The following is a 17,033-nucleotide window of genomic DNA, read 5'->3' on the forward strand; positions in this document are numbered from 1 at the left end:
GATGACCCAGCCTCTTCTCAGTATTGATAACCTGTCGATTGCTTTTTCAACGCAGGGCGAGACGCGCACCGTGGTCACCGATCTGTCGCTGCAGATCCAGCGCGGTGAAACGCTGGCCCTGGTGGGGGAATCGGGGTCCGGCAAGAGCGTATCTGCCCTTTCCATCCTGCGCCTGCTGCCGTCTCCGCCGGTGAGCTACCCGCAAGGGGATATTCTGTTTCACGGCAGTTCACTGCTGCATGCCGACGAACACACCCTGCGCGGCATTCGCGGCAACAAAATCGCCATGATCTTCCAGGAGCCGATGGTTTCACTCAACCCGCTGCACAGCCTGGAAAAACAGCTCTATGAAGTGCTCTCCCTGCACCGGGGGATGCGCAAAGAGGCGGCGCGGGGAGAAATTCTGGATTGTCTTGAGCGAACAGGCATACGCAATGCGGCCAAACGGCTCAATGATTTTCCGCATCAGCTCTCCGGCGGTGAACGCCAGCGCGTGATGATTGCCATGGCCCTGCTCACGCGCCCGGAACTGCTGATAGCCGACGAGCCCACAACGGCGCTCGACGTGACGGTACAGGCGCAAATATTAACGCTGCTGCGGGAGCTGCGTGACGAGCTCAATATGAGCCTGCTGTTTATCACGCACAACCTGAGCATTGTGAAAAAGCTGGCCGACAGCGTCGCGGTGATGCAAAACGGGCGATGTGTGGAACAGAATATCGCCTCCACGCTGCTGAACGCGCCACAGCATCCTTATACGCAGCGCCTGCTCGACAGCGAACCCGCCGGCGATCCGGTTCCTCTCGATGCGGACAGCGCGCCGCTGTTGCGCGTTGAGGATCTGTCCGTCTCGTTCCCGATCCGCAAAGGTATTTTGCGGCGCATTGTCGATCGAAACCCGGTGCTGAAAAACCTCCGATTCTCGCTGCGTCCTGGCGAATCCCTCGGGCTGGTGGGCGAATCCGGTTCGGGTAAAAGCACCACCGGTCTGGCGCTGCTGCGCTTAATTGCCTCGCAGGGCGAGATCCTCTTTGACGGCATGCCGCTGCACCGCTGGAACCGGCGGCAGATGCTGCCCGTTCGTCCCCGCATGCAGGTGGTTTTTCAGGATCCCAACTCCTCGCTTAACCCGCGGCTCAGCGTGTTACAGATTGTCGAAGAGGGCCTGCGCGTGCATCAGCCCGCCCTGAGTGCTCAGCAGCGCGAGCAGGAGGTGAAACGGGTGATGGTTGAAGTGGGTTTAGATCCCGAGACGCGTCACCGCTACCCGGCTGAATTCTCCGGCGGGCAGCGCCAGCGTATCGCGATTGCCCGCGCGCTGATCCTGAAACCAGAGTTGATTATTCTGGACGAACCAACGTCCTCTCTGGACAGGACCGTACAGGCGCAGATCCTGGCGCTGCTCAAAGGGTTACAGGAAAAACACCGGCTGGCCTATATCTTTATCAGCCATGATCTACAGGTAGTGAGGGCGCTGTGCCATCAGGTGATTGTGTTGCGACAGGGAGAAGTGGTCGAGCAGGGTGAGTGCCAGCGCGTATTCACCGCGCCAACGCAGCGCTACACGCGCCAGCTGTTGTCGGCAGACTAGCGCTCAGAAGGGATACTGGCCAGAGAAAGGCTCAGCAATAGCAACGCCAAAATTCTTCAGACGGCAGGTGGCTGCAAACTCGTCCTGGCTTTTCACAAACAGGCACGGCTCGCCTTCGCACTCCAGCACGGAGCTGTCCACTTCGATATCGGTCAGGGCCTGGCTCAGACGTTCCATCACCCGCCATGCATTTTCGTCGCTCGGGCTCAGCAGTTTGAGTGCCACCAGGCAATTCTCGCAGCCCGCGACGTTTTGCGGAATCGGTTCAACTTTCGAACCTGCAAAACCCGCCGACCAGCGATAGCTCTGAGGCAAGCGATGGACAATGGAGAGTTGTAATGTATTCACGTTCGTTCCCCGGAAGTAAAATTCACTTCACAATTTATTTACATTTATAGTAACACATCATCGCCAGCCTGCACTATTCAGCGCTTTTTATTCGTTTCCAGGCTCGCGTCGGCGCTATATGTACCCGTTTCTGCGATCTAACTCAACCTTTTTGAATACAATGATGTGACTTTTTACACAAATAGATTTTACATAAAATAAACAAACACGGGGTAAACGAACACGGGTTTGGTTGATATGTATCAACAAAAAAGGCCCTGCCGGGCCTTCTCTGTAAATCAGTGAGCCGCTTTTCGCGGTCGACTGGCGTAAAGATAGAAAAGGATTGAGCTGGTTGCGCAAAAAGCCATCGCCCACAGCATTGGCCATGCCGTACTGAAGGTGGCCATAGCCAGTAACGCCCCGACGATCGCGCCGATACCGAAGCGGAACGTCCCCGCCAGGGATGACGCGGTGCCTGCCATGTGCGGGAACTCATCCAGGATCACCGCCATCGCATTCGATGACACCATCGCCACGCAGCCGACAAAAGCCGCCACGCCAACGATCAGCGCCCAAAAGCCCACGCCCAGAAACGCGCTCACAACCAGCCAGACGGCCATCACAAACTGGATCCACAGACCGGCGCGGAACATGTTCAGCGCCCCCACCCGCCGGACAAAACGGCTGTTGATGATGGTCATGATAAACAGGAAGACGATATTGAGCGCAAAGTAATAGCCAAAGTGCTGCGGTGAGACGTGATTCAGCTCGATGTAGACAAACGGTCCGGCGCTCAGGAAGGAGAACATACCGGCGAAGCTGAACCCGCTCGCCAGCATATAGCTCAGCACGCGCTTGTGACGAAACAGCGAAGCAAAGTTGCCGATTGTAGTGCGAATATGGAATTTCTGACGGCGCTCGACTGGAAGCGTTTCATCAATAAAGAAGAAAATCATCGCCGAGGCCAGCAGCGCGGCCAGGGCCAGGATCCAGAAAATCATATGCCAGCTAAACCACACCAGTACCGCACCACCAGCCATCGGGGCCACCAGCGGCGCAATCGTCGTCACCAGCATCACAAACGACATCATGCGGGAGAACTCTTCTTTCGGGTAGATATCGCGCATCAGCGCATTAATCACCACGCTTGCTGCCGCCGCCGCCAGACCGTGGAAGAAACGCATGATAATCAGATGATCAATCGTCTGCGCCAGCGCACAGGCAACCGCAGCAACCGCAAAGACCAGCGTCCCGCCCAGAATGACGGGCTTGCGTCCAAGGCTGTCCGCCATCGGACCATAAAACAGCTGGCCGAGGGCAAAGCCGAGAATATAGGTGCTGAGCGTCATCTGCGCACTGCCCGCCGGGACGCCAAACTGCGCCGAAATGACCGGCAGCGCAGGCAGGTACATATCGATAGACAGCGGCATCAGCATGGCCAGCAGGCCAAGAATGAAAACAATTTTGAACGACGAGTGTGGCCTGGTGGTCACAGAGTTCTCCTGAAATTAGTGCGAAGGCAGACCGACGCTGGCGATCTCTTCTTCCGTTAACGGGCGGTATTCGCCTGGCGCCAGGTCGGGATCAAGTTCAATCGCACCAATCCGTTCACGATGCAGGCCCACGACGTGGTTCCCTACCGCGGCAAACATACGTTTTACCTGATGGTAACGCCCTTCACTGATGGTCAGGCGGACTTCGGTCGGCGTGATCACCTCGAGCACGGCGGGTTTGGTCAGATCTTTTTCATTATGCAGCTGGACGCCTTTCGCGAATTGCTCTGCCGTGCCATCCGCAACCGGAGACTCCAGCGTCACCAGATAGGTTTTTTCGCAGTGGTGGCGCGGAGAGGTGATGCGGTGAGACCACTGTCCGTCGTCGGTCATCAGCACCAGACCCGTGGTATCGATATCGAGTCGCCCGGCGGCATGCAGCTTATGCGCAACCGGTTCGTCGAGGAAATAGAGCACCGTCGGGTGATCCGGATCGTCCGTAGAGCAAACATACCCTTCCGGCTTATTGAGCATGAAATAACGCGGGCCGTGCTGCTGGGTCAGCGGATTGCCGTCATACTCCACCTGATGGTCAGGTTGCAGTTTGAACGCGCTGTCTCTCACAATGTCGCCATCCACGGTAACGCGGCTGGCGCGAATTTCGCGCCCGGCAATAGCGCGGCTTACGCCGAGTTGCTGAGCGATAAACTTATCAAGTCGCATGAAATCTTTTTAGCCTTAATGGTGCTGGAAGTCGGACAACAGGTCCGAAAAAGACGCAGTCTGGAACGGCTCAGTATAATGGTCTGGTTGCGCCACTCAAGGGAAAAAGTTTCGTGGCATACTATGTGCGGAATAACGAAACCGAGACCCCATGACTTTTACACTTCGACCCTATCAGCAGGAGGCCGTTGACGCCACCCTCGCCTGGTTCCGTAAACATCGCGAGCCGGCGGCGATTGTGCTGCCGACCGGTGCAGGCAAAAGCCTGGTGATCGCCGAGCTGGCGCGCCTGGCGCGTGGCCGCGTGCTGGTTCTGGCGCACGTTAAAGAACTCGTTGCGCAGAACCATGCCAAATATTGCGCACTGGGACTGGACGCCGACATTTTCGCCGCCGGACTCAAGCGTAAAGAGAGCCACGGCAAAGTGGTCTTTGGCAGCGTGCAGTCAGTGGCCCGCAATCTCGACCTGTTTCGCAGCGAATTTTCGCTGCTGATTGTCGACGAATGTCACCGCATCAGTGATGACGACGACAGCCAGTATCAGCAAATCCTCACTCACCTCAAAGAGGTGAACCCTCACTTACGCCTGCTGGGACTGACGGCAACCCCGTTTCGTCTCGGTAAAGGCTGGATCTATCGCTACCATTATCACGGCATGGTGCGCGGGGATGACAAGGCCCTGTTTAGCGACTGCATTTACGAACTTCCGCTGCGCTACATGATTAAACATGGCTACCTAACACCGCCTGAACGGCTGGATATGCCGGTGGTGCAGTACGACTTCAGCCGTCTGCAGGCGCAGAGCAACGGCTTATTCAGCGAAGCGGATCTTAACCAGGAGCTGAAAAAGCAAAAGCGTATTACGCCGCACATCATCAGCCAGATTGAGGAGTTCGCCGCGACGCGCAAAGGGGTGATGATCTTTGCCGCCACCGTTGAGCACGCACGAGAAATCACCGGCTTACTGCCCTCTGGCGACGCGGCGCTCATCACCGGTGAGACGCCCGGCCCGGAGCGTGACGGGCTGATTGAGGCCTTTAAAGCCCAGCAGTTCCGCTATCTGGTGAACGTGTCGGTGTTGACCACCGGCTTTGACGCGCCGCACGTCGACCTGATCGCCATTTTGCGCCCGACCGAATCAGTCAGCCTGTATCAGCAGATTGTGGGTCGCGGCCTGCGACTGGCGCCGGGCAAAACCGACTGTCTGATTCTGGACTATGCTGGCAACCCGCACGATATCTATACCCCTGAAGTCGGGGCGCCCAAAGGGAAAAGCGACAACGTCCCCGTACAGGTTTTTTGCCCCGCCTGCGGGTTTGCCAACACCTTCTGGGGCAAAACCACCGCTGACGGCACGCTGATCGAACATTTTGGCCGCCGCTGCCAGGGCTGGTTTGAAGATGATGAGGGGCACCGCGAGCAGTGCGATTTCCGTTTCCGCTTCAAAAACTGCCCACAGTGCAACGCCGAAAACGACATAGCCGCCCGCCGCTGTCGGGAATGCGACACGGTGCTGGTTGACCCGGATGACATGCTGAAAGCGGCGCTAAAGCTGAAAGATGCCCTGGTGCTGCGCTGCTCGGGCATGGCACTGCAGCCCGGCTCCGATGAAAAAGGTGAGTGGCTGAAAATCACCTATTACGACGAGGACGGGGCGGACGTGAGTGAGCGTTTCCGGGTCCAGACGCCCGCCCAGCGCACGGCCTTCGAACAGCTGTTTATCCGCCCGCATACCCGCACGCCGGGCATCCCCCTGCGCTGGATAACCGTGGCCGATATCGTGCGCCAGCAGGGGCTGTTGCGCCATCCGGATTTTGTGGTCGCCCGTAAGAAAGGCCAGTTCTGGCAGGTGCGTGAGAAACTCTTTGACTATGAAGGTCGCTTCCGTCGCGCTAACGAATTGCGCGGTTAGGGGGACTTTTCATTGATGTGCGGGGCATTTGAGTATAAAATGCCGCCCGCTTCACATCCGTGAGGCAGAACACTCACCTGCTGCTGGGTCGCCTGTAGTAGGGTTTTAAATACAGAGAGAAATCAATGTTTACTATCGAAGCAGAAGTACGTAACGTGCAGGGTAAGGGTGCGAGCCGCCGCCTGCGTGCCGCTAACAAGTTCCCGGCTATCGTTTACGGTGGCGAAGCTGCTCCAGTTGCAATCGAACTGGATCACGACAAACTGTGGAACCTGCAGACCAAAGCTGAATTCTACAGCGAAGTTCTGACCATCGTTGTTGGCGGTAAAGAAGAAAAAGTGAAAGTTCAGGCTGTTCAGCGTCACGCGTTCAAGCCAAAACTGACTCACATCGACTTCGTTCGCGCGTAATCGCAAACCTGTCGAAAAAAAACCCCGCTTCTGCGGGGTTTTTTTATGGCTGTTATTTCCCGCCAGAGGTGCGGCGCTGAAGCTGATCGCGCAGGTTCGGCGGCGTCCCTTTGATGGTCAGCGTGTCTGTGGCCGGATCCCAGAAAATGCGTTCACCCAGCAGCATCGCGTCAAAGTTGATGGTTAACCCACCGCCGCTGCCGGCAAATTTGGTTAACTGACGCAGCGTGCTGCGATCCGCCGGGAAGCTCTCTTCAAGCTCATAGCCTTTATCCGCGGTGAATTCCTGGAAGCTGACTTCACTCACGCCTGCCAGCTCTTTGGACAGCGACTCCAGCTCAATCTCTTCCCCTGCCTGCAGCTGTTCGTTGCAGTAGCTGTAAACCTGCTGACGTACGTTCTGACGCTCAGATTTATCAAGCTGTGCTTCAGCCGTGAAGTCGTCAACCGCCTGGAGCAACCCTTTGTTTTGCGCTTTGGCGTTAAGACCTTCGCTGGCACCGAGGAAGTCCATGAAGAAATCCGCCACTTTGCGGCCCACACGCCCTTTCAGGAAAGTCAGGTAGCGGGTCGATTCCGGGTTCGTTTCCCATTCGGTCAAATCAATGCGCGCCACAATATCCGCATGGTTGATGTCCAGATAATGGGTGGAGCTGATATCCAGCTGCTCGTTCACGCGCATGCTGCTTAAGTTATTCAGCACGGTGACCAGCAGATACTCAACCGCCAGGTAGCGGTAGTGGCAGAACAGAACGATCCCGCCGTCGGCGAAGGGATATTTCGCCAGTTCATCGCGCAGACGCCCGGTTGCGGCGCGGCTAAATGCCAGGAAATCCTCTTCGCCCTGACGCTGCAGACGCAGGCTATCAGCCAGTTCACTCTCTTCGCTGAACAGACCGTAGGCTTTATTTTTGGCGCTGTAGACGCGATGCAGCTCTGCCATCATCTCCACAACGGTCGCCGTGGGTTCCAGTAACGAATCGCGCAGCACCACTTCAAGGGTTTGCTCATCACGCTTGATAAGCTGGTGCAAGGCAATCTGGTTGATTTCCAGACTCATGATAAACTCTCCTTTTAGACCGGGCGGTATTCAACCACCACCAGGGCATGTGTGCAACAACAGATAAAAAAGGGGAAAAAAAGCTGTTGCTACGGTAATATGTTGCCCTTTCATCAACAAACTGATTTTGATTTATGCCACAACATTCCCGCTACAGTGATGAACACGTTGAACAACTGCTCAGTGAGCTGGTCAACGTACTGGAAAAACATAAAACACCGACCGATCTCTCCCTGATGGTTTTGGGAAATATGGTCACCAACCTTATTAACACCAGCGTTGCTCCGGCTCAGCGTCAGGCGATCGCAAAATCTTTCGCCCAGGCTTTACAGTCATCCGTCAGCAACGACCAGGCCCATTAAGGGATACGAACAACAGTTTATGGTGACGAATCGTCAGCGCTACCGTGAAAAAGTCTCCCAGATGGTCAGCTGGGGGCACTGGTTTGCCCTGTTCAACATTCTGCTGGCGACGGTGATTGGCTGTCGTTATCTGTTTGTCGCAGACTGGCCCACAACGCTAACCGGGCGGATCTACTCCTGGATGAGTGTTGTTGGTCACTTTAGCTTTTTGGTTTTCGCCACCTATCTGCTGATCCTGTTCCCCCTGACGTTTATCGTCATGTCGCAGCGTCTCATGCGCTTCTTGTCCGCCATCCTTGCGACGGTGGGGATAACGCTGCTGCTTATCGACAGTGAAGTGTTTACCCGCTTCCACCTGCATCTCAACCCCATCGTCTGGGAACTGGTGATTAACCCCGACCAGAACGAAACGGCCCGTGACTGGCAGCTGATGTTTATCAGCGTCCCGGTGATCCTGTTGATTGAGATGCTGTTTGCCACCTGGAGCTGGCAAAAACTTCGCAGTCTGACCCGGCGACGCCATTACGCGAAGCCTGTTGCCACGCTCTTCTTCGTCTCGTTTATCAGTTCGCACATCATGTATATCTGGGCAGATGCGAACTTCTATCGCCCTATTACGATGCAGCGTGCCAATCTGCCGCTCTCCTATCCAATGACGGCCCGCCGATTCCTCGAAAAACACGGTCTGCTTGATGCCCAGGAGTATCAGCGCCGTCTGGTCGAACAGGGGAATCCGGAAGCCGTCAGCGTTCAGTATCCTCTGAGCGATCTGCGTTATCGTGATATGGGTCGCGGGCAAAACGTCCTGCTGATCACCGTCGATGGCCTGAACTATTCCCGTTACGAGAAGCAGATGCCTGCGCTGGCTGAATTCGCCAGTCAAAACGTCACGTTTACTCAGCATATGAGTTCCGGTAACTCAACCGATGCGGGCATCTTTGGCCTCTTCTATGGTATTTCAGCCGGATATATGGATGGCGTGCTGTCGAGCCGCATACCTGCGGCGCTGATCACCGGGCTGAATCAGCAAGGTTATCAGCTGGGGCTGTTCTCATCAGATGGCTTTAACAGCCCGCTCTACCGCCAGGCGCTGCTGTCAGATTTCTCACTGCCGCCAGCGCAGGACCAGTCCGATGCGCAGACCGCCAGCCAATGGATAAACTGGCTGCAGCGCTACGCTCAGGAAGATAACCGCTGGTTCTCATGGGTGGCCTTTAACGGCACCACGCTTGCCAACAGCAATAAAAATGACTTTACGCGCCGCTATGGCCGCGCGGCGGGCAATGTTGATGCGCAGATAGCTCGCGTACTTGACGCGCTACGTGAGTCGGGCAAGCTGGAGAATACCGTGGTGATCGTGACCGCTGGCCATGGCGTCCCGCTGGGTGACGAAACGAAGAGTATGAACTGGTCACGTCCGAACCTGCAGGTTCCGCTGGTGATCCACTGGCCGGGCACCCCGGCTCAGCGCATCAATATGCTCACCGAGCATAAAGATGTCATGACCACCCTGATGCAACGTCTGCTGCACGTCAGCACGCCTGCAAACGAGTATTCGCAGGGGCAGGATCTCTTTAGCGCCGCGCGCCGCCATAACTGGGTCACGGCTGCCGGGAATGACACGCTGGTGGTGACCACACCGAAGCTGACGCTGGTGCTGAACAGCAACGGCAATTATCAAACGTATAATCTCGAAGGGGAGCGGTTGAAAGATCAGAAACCGCAGTTGAGTCTGCTGCTGCAGGTCCTGACGGATGAGAAGCGCTTTATCGCTAACTGATTAATTATAAACCAGTTAGCGACAGATTCCCTTGCATTCGAAACGGAATCGAGTAGTATGCTTTCTATGCGTCGGCACGTAGCGCAGCCTGGTAGCGCACCGTCATGGGGTGTCGGGGGTCGGAGGTTCAAATCCTCTCGTGCCGACCAAAAACACATTGAAAACCAGCCTCTTATGGCTGGTTTTTTATTGCGCCTCGTCCGGCGTTTTGCGCAGATACACCAGCGTAACCAGGCAAATCACCGCTCCGGCATAAAATGTATATTCCGCACCAAACGTTTCCCAAATAACACCGGCTAGCACGCTGGCGATTAACAACCCAACACCGCTGACCAGGCTAAAAATACCGAAAGCCGTGCCGCGCAAATCCGCTGGCGCAGTTTTCGCAATCATTGCCGCCAGCAATCCTTGCGTCATCCCCATATGCACGCCCCAAAGCGCAACCCCTAAAATAATGCCCGCCCAGTGGGTGCTCAGCGCCAGCACAATGTCCGCCCCTATCAGCACTACCAGTCCCCACTGCATTAACCGGATGTGGCTCATGACGTCGGATAATTTGCCAAACGGATAGGCTGAGAGGAAATAGAGCAGATTCATGGCCACCATCACCAGCGGAATGAGCGCCAGCGGCACCCCGGACTGCTGGGCACGAAGGACCAGAAATGCCTCACTGAAACGGGCGAGTGTGAAGACAGCGCCTAATCCAATCACCCACCAGCAGCCTTTACCCAGGCGCCTGAGGTTCTCTTTTTTGATGGGATTCGTGCGTTTATGTTCAACAGGTGTTTTCGGCTCATGCAGCCCGAAGAAAAGCAGGGCAACGGCAAGTACACCGGGGATAACCGCAATCCAGAAAATAGTTCGAAAATCATCATTCCACAGTAGCATCAGGCCTACGGCCAGCAGCGGGCCGAGAAATGCGCCGATGGTGTCCATCGACTGACGCAGACCAAAGGCCGCACCGCGAAGTTCCGGCGGCGTGACGTCAGCGACCAGCGCATCACGCGGTGCACCGCGTATCCCCTTCCCTACCCGGTCGATTAAGCGTGCCCCCAGAATCATGCCGGACGAAGACGCAATAGCAAACAACGGTTTACTTAGCGCGCCAAGACCATATCCCAGTACCGCCAGCCCTTTACGTTTACCCAGATAGTCGCTAATTGCCCCGGAAAACACTTTGATAAACAGCGCAGTGGCTTCGGCCAGCCCTTCAATCAAACCGATGAAAATCACGCTGGCTCCGAGCGTCGTCACCATAAACAGCGGGAGCAGGCTGTGAATGATCTCCGAGGAGATATCCATCAACATACTGACCCCACCAACAACCCAGACGCCTTTCGGGATCCGGCTGAGCGTTGCAAACCGGGATAACATTACGCATCTCCTGCTGTATGTAGAACATTTTGCTCAAAAGAGAATATCCTGGAAGCGCAGGTAAAATATCGTCAGGCATAAAAAAAGCCACCCCGCAGGATGGCTTAGTTATCGCGAATCGGTGCTTAGTGCTTCTCGCGTCCGCCCAGGAAAAAAATACCCAGCGGTATGGCCAGCAGAACGGTGAACACCAGGCTATAGACAAAGATCATTGCCGATTGCAGCACGTACATGCTGGTTGTCCAGGCTGAGAGGGGGATATTGTACTGTTCGATCACACCCACAATGGTTGCCCGCCCCACGCACGCGGCAGCAATCATAAAGACCACCAGCAGCGCCAGGAGGAATTTACGGCCTTCAGGTGTTTTCAGTTTTGCACGAACCATCTCTCTTCCCTTCACAGATGAATAACATTATGTGAGGAATAAAATAACACGATCTGCCGCCCGATTCCATTTCAGCACAAAAAACCAAATCACTGGCAAAATAGTAGTTTATTACGCTACCCAAATTGAAAATGTAAGTAAATGAAGCTAATCATTTATAATTGTTATGCTAATCTGGTTCTGCTCGTTTTGACATAAAGGAATGACAATGAAAAACGCACCTAAATTTGCCATCGCTCTGATCGCCGCCGCGTGCGCCAGCGCCAGTGCTTTTGCCAGCGAAACCCCAAAAGAACAGCCGCTGGAAAAAGTCGCCCCGTATCCGAAAGCAGAGAAAGGGATGAAGCGTCAGGTGATTCAACTGCCGGTTCAGCAGGATGAAGCCAATTTCAAAGTGGAACTGTTAATTGGCAAGACGCTGGAAGTGGATTGCAACCAGCACCGTCTGGGTGGCCAGCTTGAAAGCAAAACGCTGGAAGGCTGGGGTTATGACTATTACGTCTTTGATAAAGTGACCTCTCCGGTCTCCACCATGATGGCCTGCCCGGATGGCAAGAAAGAGAAGAAATTTGTGACGGCGTATCTGGGTGATAACAGCCTGATCCGCTACAACAGCAAGCTGCCGATTGTGGTCTATACACCTGAAAACGTCGAGGTGAAATACCGCGTGTGGAAGGCTGAAGAGAATGTCGGCCAGGCGGTAGTACGTTAAAACCAGGTCGGGTGCGCTCTGGCGCCCTCACCGCAACCCTCTCCCACCGGGAGAGGGAGAAAACACGAAAAACGGCAACGTATGTTGCCGTTTTGCTTTTACCTTACAGCGCGATATCCGCAACCGGTTTGTTTTCCGGCTGAGCCTTCAGCTCCGCTTTTGGTGCGGCATCTGCAGCAGCGTGTGGTTTGACGTATTGCAGTTGCAGTACGCGGCTGGTGTATTCCAGCTCCTGCTCCGTCGCGTCCACGTTACCGTTCAGCTTCGTGCCGTAGGATGGAATAATCGTTTTCAGCTTCGCCTGCCATTCCGGGCTGGAAACTTTATCTTTAAACACTTTTTCCATCAGGTGCAGCATGATTGGCGCAGCAGTAGATGCCCCCGGGGACGCCCCCAGCAGCGCGGCAATGGTGCCGTCCTTATCGCTTACCACTTCGGTACCCAGACGCAGCACGCCGCCTTCTTTCGGATCGCGTTTGATGATCTGTACGCGCTGACCCGCCTGCCACAAACGCCAGTCTTCTTTTTTCGCCTGCGGATAGTACTCTTTCAGCGCTTCAAAGCGTTCTTCGTCTGAGAGCATTACCTGGCTAATCAGGTATTTCACCAGGTCGAAGTTATCCAGACCGACATCCATCATCGGCTTGACGTTAGACGTGGTCGTGGCGCTCAGCAGATCCCACAGAGAGCCATTTTTCAGGAACTTGGTGGAGAAGGTTGCGAACGGTCCAAACAGCACCACGCGTTTGCCGTCAAGCATACGAGTGTCAATGTGCGGCACGGACATCGGTGGTGCGCCGACGGAAGCCTGGCCGTACACTTTTGCCAGATGGCGATTCACCACTTCCGGATTATCGGACACCAGGAACTGACCGCCCACCGGGAAGCCCGCATAGTCGTCAGCTTCCGGAATACCGGACTCCTGCAGCAGTTTCAGCGCGGCACCGCCCGCACCAATAAAGACAAACTTCGCCTTGATGACGTGCTCAGCTTCGTTATTTTTCAGATCGGCAACGGTCACGCTCCAGCTGTTGTCCGCGTTGCGCTTGAAGCCACGCACTTCGGTGCTGAGCTGCAGGTTGAAGTTCTCTTTCTTCTTCAGAGCGGCTACCAGCTGACGGGTGATTTCACCGTAGTTGACGTCGGTACCAATCTCAGTGCGGGTCGCCGCCACTTTCTGGTTCGGATCACGACCTTCCATGACCAGCGGAGCCCACTCTTTGATCTGCGCGTGATCTTCAGAGTATTTCATGCCGCGGAACAGCGTGCTCTGCTGCAGAGCAGCGTAGCGCGCGCGCAGGAAGTTGACGTTCTGCTCGCCCCACACAAAGCTCATGTGCGGTACGGTGTTGATGAAGGAGTGCGGATCGTGCAGCACGCCGTTGTTGACCTGGTGAGACCAGAACTGGCGAGAAATCTGGAATGCTTCGTTGATCTCTACCGCCTTCTCGATACTAATGGAACCGTCCTTTTTCTGCGGCGTATAGTTCAGTTCCATGAGTGCCGAATGTCCGGTACCGGCGTTATTCCAGCCGTTCGAACTCTCCTGCGCCACGCCATCGAGGCGCTCGACCATGGTCATTGACCAGTCCGGCTGCAGTTCCTGCAGATAGGTTCCCAGCGTGGCGCTCATGATACCGCCACCAATTAAAAGGACGTCCGTTTCCTGCTCTTTTGGTGCGTCAGCTTTCGCCGCCATAGAGACGGTGTTAAGCCCCACGGCCAGAGAAAAGAGCATGGCAGTCATTTTTTTCATAATTTATGCCTTAGTGTAAAAGTGCTTGATGCGTGGAAATTGCAGGTGAAAAAAGCTGCGGGGGCACGGTAACAACTTTTAAATATTGTTTAAAGGTTACGAAATTATTGTAATTGTGAAATTTAATGATGGATTGTTTGTGGGGGATTACGCTGGCGGCTGGCAATAGGCGCATTTTCTGGCTACTATCCTGCACTTTGTGATCGCGCGCACGGAAGCCTGCCCTAACCAGCGAAGTGTTATGTCCTTACCCCAACCTGCTTTACCCCGCGAAGGCCACGTCAGCATGGTCCTCAGTTCACCCAAACGTCTGATGCGTGAAACGCTGGCGGGGGTGATTACCGCTCTGGCGCTGATCCCTGAAGTGATTTCATTTTCCGTGGTTGCGGGCGTTGACCCAAAGGTCAGCCTTTTTGCCTCTGTAGTGCTGTGTCTCGCCCTGTCCGTGCTGGGTGGTCGTCCGGCGATGGTCACGGCAGCGGCCGGTTCCGTCGCGCTGGTCATTGGCCCAATGGTGCATCAGCACGGCGTGCAGTACATTCTGCCAGCGGTGCTGATGGCTGGCGTGATTCAGATCCTGTTCGGGGTATCGGGCATGGCCCGTCTGATGCGCTTTATCCCGCAGGCCGTCATGACCGGGTTTGTTAACGCGCTCGGTATATTGATTTTCTTCGCCCAGGTTCCCCACTTCTGGAGCCGAAGCCCGCTGATTGTAGGCCTGTTTATGCTGACGGTGCTGATTGTGCTGTGGGTACCGCGCTACATCAAAAGTATCCCTTCGCCGCTGATCGCCATTGTGGTGTTGACGCTGTATACCGTGAGCACCGGTCAAATCCTGCCGACCGTGGGTGATGAAGGCGCGATAAGTGGCGGTTTACCGGGGCTTACCGAACTGCGGGTACCGCTGAATTTACAGACGCTGAGCATTATCTGGCCGTGCGCGCTGAGTATCGCCTTCGTCGGCCTGCTCGAATCCCTGCTTACGGCAAAGCTGGTGGATGAGCTGACCGCAACGCCGTCGAGCAAGCGCCGTGAGAGCATCGGGCTGGGCGTGGGGAATATTCTGTCCGGTTTTTACGGTGGCATTGCGGGCTGCGCGATGATCGGGCAAACCATCGTCAACGTCGAGATGGGGAAAGGACGAAGCCGCATTTCAACCCTTGCGGCGGGCATCGTGCTGCTGGTTCTGGTGACAGCACTCAGTGACGTAATGGCCAAAATCCCGATGGCGGTGCTGGCCGGGATCATGGCGATTGTCGCCATTAAAACGTTCAGCTGGCACAGCCTCCAGCCTGCAACCGTAAAAAATGCCCCGATTGCGGAAACGGTGGTCATGCTGGTCACCGTGGCCGCCACGGTATCAACGGGCAACCTGGCGATTGGCGTACTGGGCGGGATCATCGTTATGGCGCTGCTTCCCGCCCGCGTTAAGCGTCGGCTTAAAGCAGAAAAATCGTCGCCAGGCCAAGAAAAATAAAGAAACCGCCGGTATCGGTGATGGCGGTGATCATCACGCTCGACCCCACCGCGGGGTCGCGCCCCAGTTTGGTCATCGTTAACGGAATAATAACCCCCATCATCGATGCCACCAGCAGATTCAACACCATCGCCAGCATCATTACTCCACCTAACGCCATATCGTCATACAGCCACCAGGTGATGCCGCCCATAATGCCGCCCCATACCAGGCCGTTAATCAGCGCCACGCCCATCTCTCTGAAAATCAGAAAGGCGAAGTTACCCGGCTGAATGTTCTCCAGCGCCAGCGCGCGGACGATCATGGTAATGGTCTGGTTGCCGGTGTTACCGCCAATCCCGGCCACAATCGGCATCAGCGAGGCTAAAGCCACCAGTTGCGAAATGGTATGTTCAAAGCCGTCAATCACGCGGGAGGCGATAAACGCGGTACACAAATTAATGGCAAGCCAGGCCCAGCGGGTTTTGACCGCCTTGCCGACGGAGGCATGGACATCGTCTTCGGCGCTGATCCCCCCAAGGGCGCGCAGGTCGTTATCGGTTTCTTCATAAACGACGTCAACGATCTCATCGATGGTCAGACGCCCCATCAGTTTGCCGACGGAATCGACAACCGCCGCGCTCACGAGGTCGTCACGTTCGAAGGTACGCGCCGCTTTTTCCGCATCGTCTTCCGGGGAGAAGACCATCGGCTCGTTTTCCATCACCTCGCTTACCTTCCGCTGGGTGCTGTTAAGCAGGATGGTTTTCAGCTCCAGCTCGCCGAGCAGGGTTTTATCCCGCGAGGTGACAAACAGTTTATCGGTGTTGTCCGGCATCCTGCCCAGGCGACGCAGGTAGCGCTGGACAGTACCGAGCGTGACGTCAGGACGAACGGTGATAACCCCGAACTCCATAATCGCGCCGACGCTGTTTTTCTCATAGTGCATCACCTGACGCACCCGCGCCCGTTCATCGGCAGGCAGGGAAGCCAGCAGGCGACCGGTCAGGTTTCGCGGCAGGTGCTGGACCAGGTAAATCTGCTCGTCGATATCCAGCGTTTGCAGGGCGTCGAGGATGTCCCGGTCGCTCATCTCATCAATGAGGTCGTCCCAGACGTTTTCCGAGGCCTCAAGCAACACCTGTCCGCGCTCGTGGTCTTGTACCAGCCGCCACAGAGCGTGACGCTCTTCCGAGGGAAGCGCTTCCAGGGTGTCCGCCAGGTCAGGTGGGGGTAAATGCGCAACCAGCGCCCCTACCTCAGCAATATCGTCGGCTAACGTGCCGACATCATATTGCTCAGCCAGGGTGAGTTTGCCTAATAACGTAGACGTGACCGCTTTATCGGTCGTGAGAAGCCAGATAAGTCGCGCGCGTTCCTGGTCGCGCTGTCTGGCGCTGTTTTTCTTTAATACCGACATCAATCATAAATCCATGAAATAAGTTGGTATTAAGCATAGCGCGGGGATATGTAAATAAGAATAAACAACGGGTCGGGATGGAGAAAAAATCGGCATTACGGCCACGATCTATCCCCTCTCCCTGTGGGCTGAGGGATCCCCAGTAATTTTTTACCTGAAGAGATGAACGTTGCTTCAGTAAAATTAATGACTTACAGCGATACCCTGGTCCGGCTGTAAATCGCCGAAGCGTTTCCATAAGGCCGGGGCGAGGCGCAGGGATGCAGGC

At 55.6% G+C, this 17,033-nt stretch carries 16 protein-coding genes and 1 tRNA gene; 8 read left to right on the top strand and 9 right to left on the bottom strand.

Features of this window, described 5'->3' with window-relative positions:
• Window position 1: 1 nt before the first annotated feature.
• Window positions 2–1,591 carry a microcin C ABC transporter ATP-binding protein YejF gene (gene yejF / locus LDK53_RS07065; RefSeq protein WP_216689772.1) on the top strand — a complete coding sequence of 530 codons (1,590 nt, stop codon included), beginning with the start codon at window positions 2–4 and terminating at the stop codon, window positions 1,589–1,591.
• A gap of 3 nt (window positions 1,592–1,594) precedes the next feature.
• Here the strand turns inward: yejF and LDK53_RS07070 are convergent, their stop codons facing one another.
• The 3 genes from LDK53_RS07070 to rsuA form a co-directional block, all read right to left on the bottom strand.
• Entirely contained in the window at window positions 1,595–1,939 is a 345-nt protein-coding gene (locus LDK53_RS07070) for a YejG family protein (protein ID WP_008500952.1), read from the bottom strand.
• 278 nt (window positions 1,940–2,217) lie between these two features.
• Window positions 2,218–3,414, bottom strand: coding sequence for a Bcr/CflA family multidrug efflux MFS transporter (locus LDK53_RS07075; RefSeq protein WP_225285179.1), 1,197 nt, complete (start codon window positions 3,412–3,414; stop codon window positions 2,218–2,220).
• 15 nt (window positions 3,415–3,429) lie between these two features.
• Window positions 3,430–4,137 carry a 16S rRNA pseudouridine(516) synthase RsuA gene (gene rsuA, locus LDK53_RS07080; protein ID WP_047959126.1) on the bottom strand — a complete coding sequence of 236 codons (708 nt, stop codon included), beginning with the start codon at window positions 4,135–4,137 and terminating at the stop codon, window positions 3,430–3,432.
• A 151-nt stretch (window positions 4,138–4,288) separates the two neighbouring features.
• On the opposite strand from rsuA, the gene LDK53_RS07085 reads away from it, so the two are divergent.
• Complete coding sequence (locus tag LDK53_RS07085) at window positions 4,289–6,049, top strand: DEAD/DEAH box helicase (RefSeq protein ID WP_225285181.1); 1,761 nt, start codon at window positions 4,289–4,291, stop codon at window positions 6,047–6,049.
• A 125-nt stretch (window positions 6,050–6,174) separates the two neighbouring features.
• Window positions 6,175–6,459, top strand: a complete 285-nt coding sequence (rplY, locus tag LDK53_RS07090; RefSeq protein ID WP_025756288.1) for a 50S ribosomal protein L25 — start codon at window positions 6,175–6,177, stop codon at window positions 6,457–6,459.
• A gap of 52 nt (window positions 6,460–6,511) precedes the next feature.
• On the opposite strand, the gene yejK is transcribed toward rplY, so the two are convergent.
• Complete coding sequence (gene yejK / locus LDK53_RS07095) at window positions 6,512–7,519, bottom strand: nucleoid-associated protein YejK (RefSeq protein WP_047346586.1); 1,008 nt, start codon at window positions 7,517–7,519, stop codon at window positions 6,512–6,514.
• 134 nt (window positions 7,520–7,653) lie between these two features.
• Between yejK and LDK53_RS07100 the strand changes: the two genes are divergently transcribed.
• From LDK53_RS07100 to LDK53_RS07110, 3 genes are all read left to right on the top strand, one after another.
• A complete protein-coding gene (locus tag LDK53_RS07100) occupies window positions 7,654–7,881 on the top strand; it encodes a YejL family protein (RefSeq protein WP_014884596.1) in 228 nt (75 codons plus the stop codon).
• Window positions 7,882–7,900: 19 nt separating this feature from the next.
• Window positions 7,901–9,661 carry an LPS biosynthesis-modulating metalloenzyme YejM gene (yejM, locus tag LDK53_RS07105; protein ID WP_047959128.1) on the top strand — a complete coding sequence of 587 codons (1,761 nt, stop codon included), beginning with the start codon at window positions 7,901–7,903 and terminating at the stop codon, window positions 9,659–9,661.
• Between the two features lie 72 nt (window positions 9,662–9,733).
• Window positions 9,734–9,810 (top strand) — tRNA-Pro (locus LDK53_RS07110).
• 37 nt (window positions 9,811–9,847) lie between these two features.
• Here the strand turns inward: LDK53_RS07110 and LDK53_RS07115 are convergent.
• Both LDK53_RS07115 and LDK53_RS07120 read right to left on the bottom strand, forming a co-directional pair.
• Window positions 9,848–11,035 carry an MFS transporter gene (locus tag LDK53_RS07115; protein WP_225285184.1) on the bottom strand — a complete coding sequence of 396 codons (1,188 nt, stop codon included), beginning with the start codon at window positions 11,033–11,035 and terminating at the stop codon, window positions 9,848–9,850.
• 125 nt (window positions 11,036–11,160) lie between these two features.
• Window positions 11,161–11,421, bottom strand: coding sequence for a DUF2534 family protein (locus tag LDK53_RS07120; RefSeq protein ID WP_008500962.1), 261 nt, complete (start codon window positions 11,419–11,421; stop codon window positions 11,161–11,163).
• Between the two features lie 208 nt (window positions 11,422–11,629).
• On the opposite strand from LDK53_RS07120, the gene eco reads away from it, so the two are divergent.
• Window positions 11,630–12,133: a serine protease inhibitor ecotin gene (eco, locus tag LDK53_RS07125; RefSeq protein WP_025756296.1), complete on the top strand. Its 504-nt coding sequence runs from the start codon at window positions 11,630–11,632 to the stop codon at window positions 12,131–12,133.
• 103 nt (window positions 12,134–12,236) lie between these two features.
• Here the strand turns inward: eco and mqo are convergent, their stop codons facing one another.
• Entirely contained in the window at window positions 12,237–13,889 is a 1,653-nt protein-coding gene (gene mqo, locus LDK53_RS07130; RefSeq protein WP_225285186.1) for a malate dehydrogenase (quinone), read from the bottom strand.
• A gap of 187 nt (window positions 13,890–14,076) precedes the next feature.
• Between mqo and LDK53_RS07135 the strand changes: the two genes are divergently transcribed.
• Window positions 14,077–15,366: a SulP family inorganic anion transporter gene (locus tag LDK53_RS07135; protein WP_225285198.1), complete on the top strand. Its 1,290-nt coding sequence runs from the start codon at window positions 14,077–14,079 to the stop codon at window positions 15,364–15,366.
• Here the strand turns inward: LDK53_RS07135 and mgtE are convergent.
• Together mgtE and LDK53_RS07145 are read right to left on the bottom strand one after the other, a co-directional pair.
• Window positions 15,329–16,765 carry a magnesium transporter gene (gene mgtE / locus LDK53_RS07140; RefSeq protein WP_025756298.1) on the bottom strand — a complete coding sequence of 479 codons (1,437 nt, stop codon included), beginning with the start codon at window positions 16,763–16,765 and terminating at the stop codon, window positions 15,329–15,331. The genes LDK53_RS07135 and mgtE overlap by 38 nt on opposite strands.
• Window positions 16,686–17,033, bottom strand: a 348-nt coding sequence (locus LDK53_RS07145; protein WP_225285187.1) for a hypothetical protein, incomplete at its 5' end; no start/stop codon positions are given. The genes mgtE and LDK53_RS07145, both read right to left, overlap by 80 nt.

The organism is Enterobacter sp. K16B, assembly GCF_020216105.1.
Classification (GTDB): domain Bacteria; phylum Pseudomonadota; class Gammaproteobacteria; order Enterobacterales; family Enterobacteriaceae; genus Enterobacter; species Enterobacter sichuanensis.

Excerpts from the sequence above, each read along its gene's own strand:
- yejF (WP_216689772.1), top strand. The coding sequence starts at position 2 with ATGACCCAGCCTCTTCTCAGTATTGATAACCTGTCGATTGCTTTTTCA.
- rsuA (WP_047959126.1), bottom strand. The coding sequence starts at position 4,137 with ATGCGACTTGATAAGTTTATCGCTCAGCAACTCGGCGTAAGCCGCGCT.
- LDK53_RS07085 (WP_225285181.1), top strand. The coding sequence starts at position 4,289 with ATGACTTTTACACTTCGACCCTATCAGCAGGAGGCCGTTGACGCCACC.
- rplY (WP_025756288.1), top strand. The coding sequence starts at position 6,175 with ATGTTTACTATCGAAGCAGAAGTACGTAACGTGCAGGGTAAGGGTGCG.
- yejK (WP_047346586.1), bottom strand. The coding sequence starts at position 7,519 with ATGAGTCTGGAAATCAACCAGATTGCCTTGCACCAGCTTATCAAGCGT.
- LDK53_RS07100 (WP_014884596.1), top strand. The coding sequence starts at position 7,654 with ATGCCACAACATTCCCGCTACAGTGATGAACACGTTGAACAACTGCTC.
- yejM (WP_047959128.1), top strand. The coding sequence starts at position 7,901 with ATGGTGACGAATCGTCAGCGCTACCGTGAAAAAGTCTCCCAGATGGTC.
- LDK53_RS07115 (WP_225285184.1), bottom strand. The coding sequence starts at position 11,035 with ATGTTATCCCGGTTTGCAACGCTCAGCCGGATCCCGAAAGGCGTCTGG.
- LDK53_RS07120 (WP_008500962.1), bottom strand. The coding sequence starts at position 11,421 with ATGGTTCGTGCAAAACTGAAAACACCTGAAGGCCGTAAATTCCTCCTG.
- eco (WP_025756296.1), top strand. The coding sequence starts at position 11,630 with ATGAAAAACGCACCTAAATTTGCCATCGCTCTGATCGCCGCCGCGTGC.
- mqo (WP_225285186.1), bottom strand. The coding sequence starts at position 13,889 with ATGAAAAAAATGACTGCCATGCTCTTTTCTCTGGCCGTGGGGCTTAAC.
- mgtE (WP_025756298.1), bottom strand. The coding sequence starts at position 16,765 with ATGTCGGTATTAAAGAAAAACAGCGCCAGACAGCGCGACCAGGAACGC.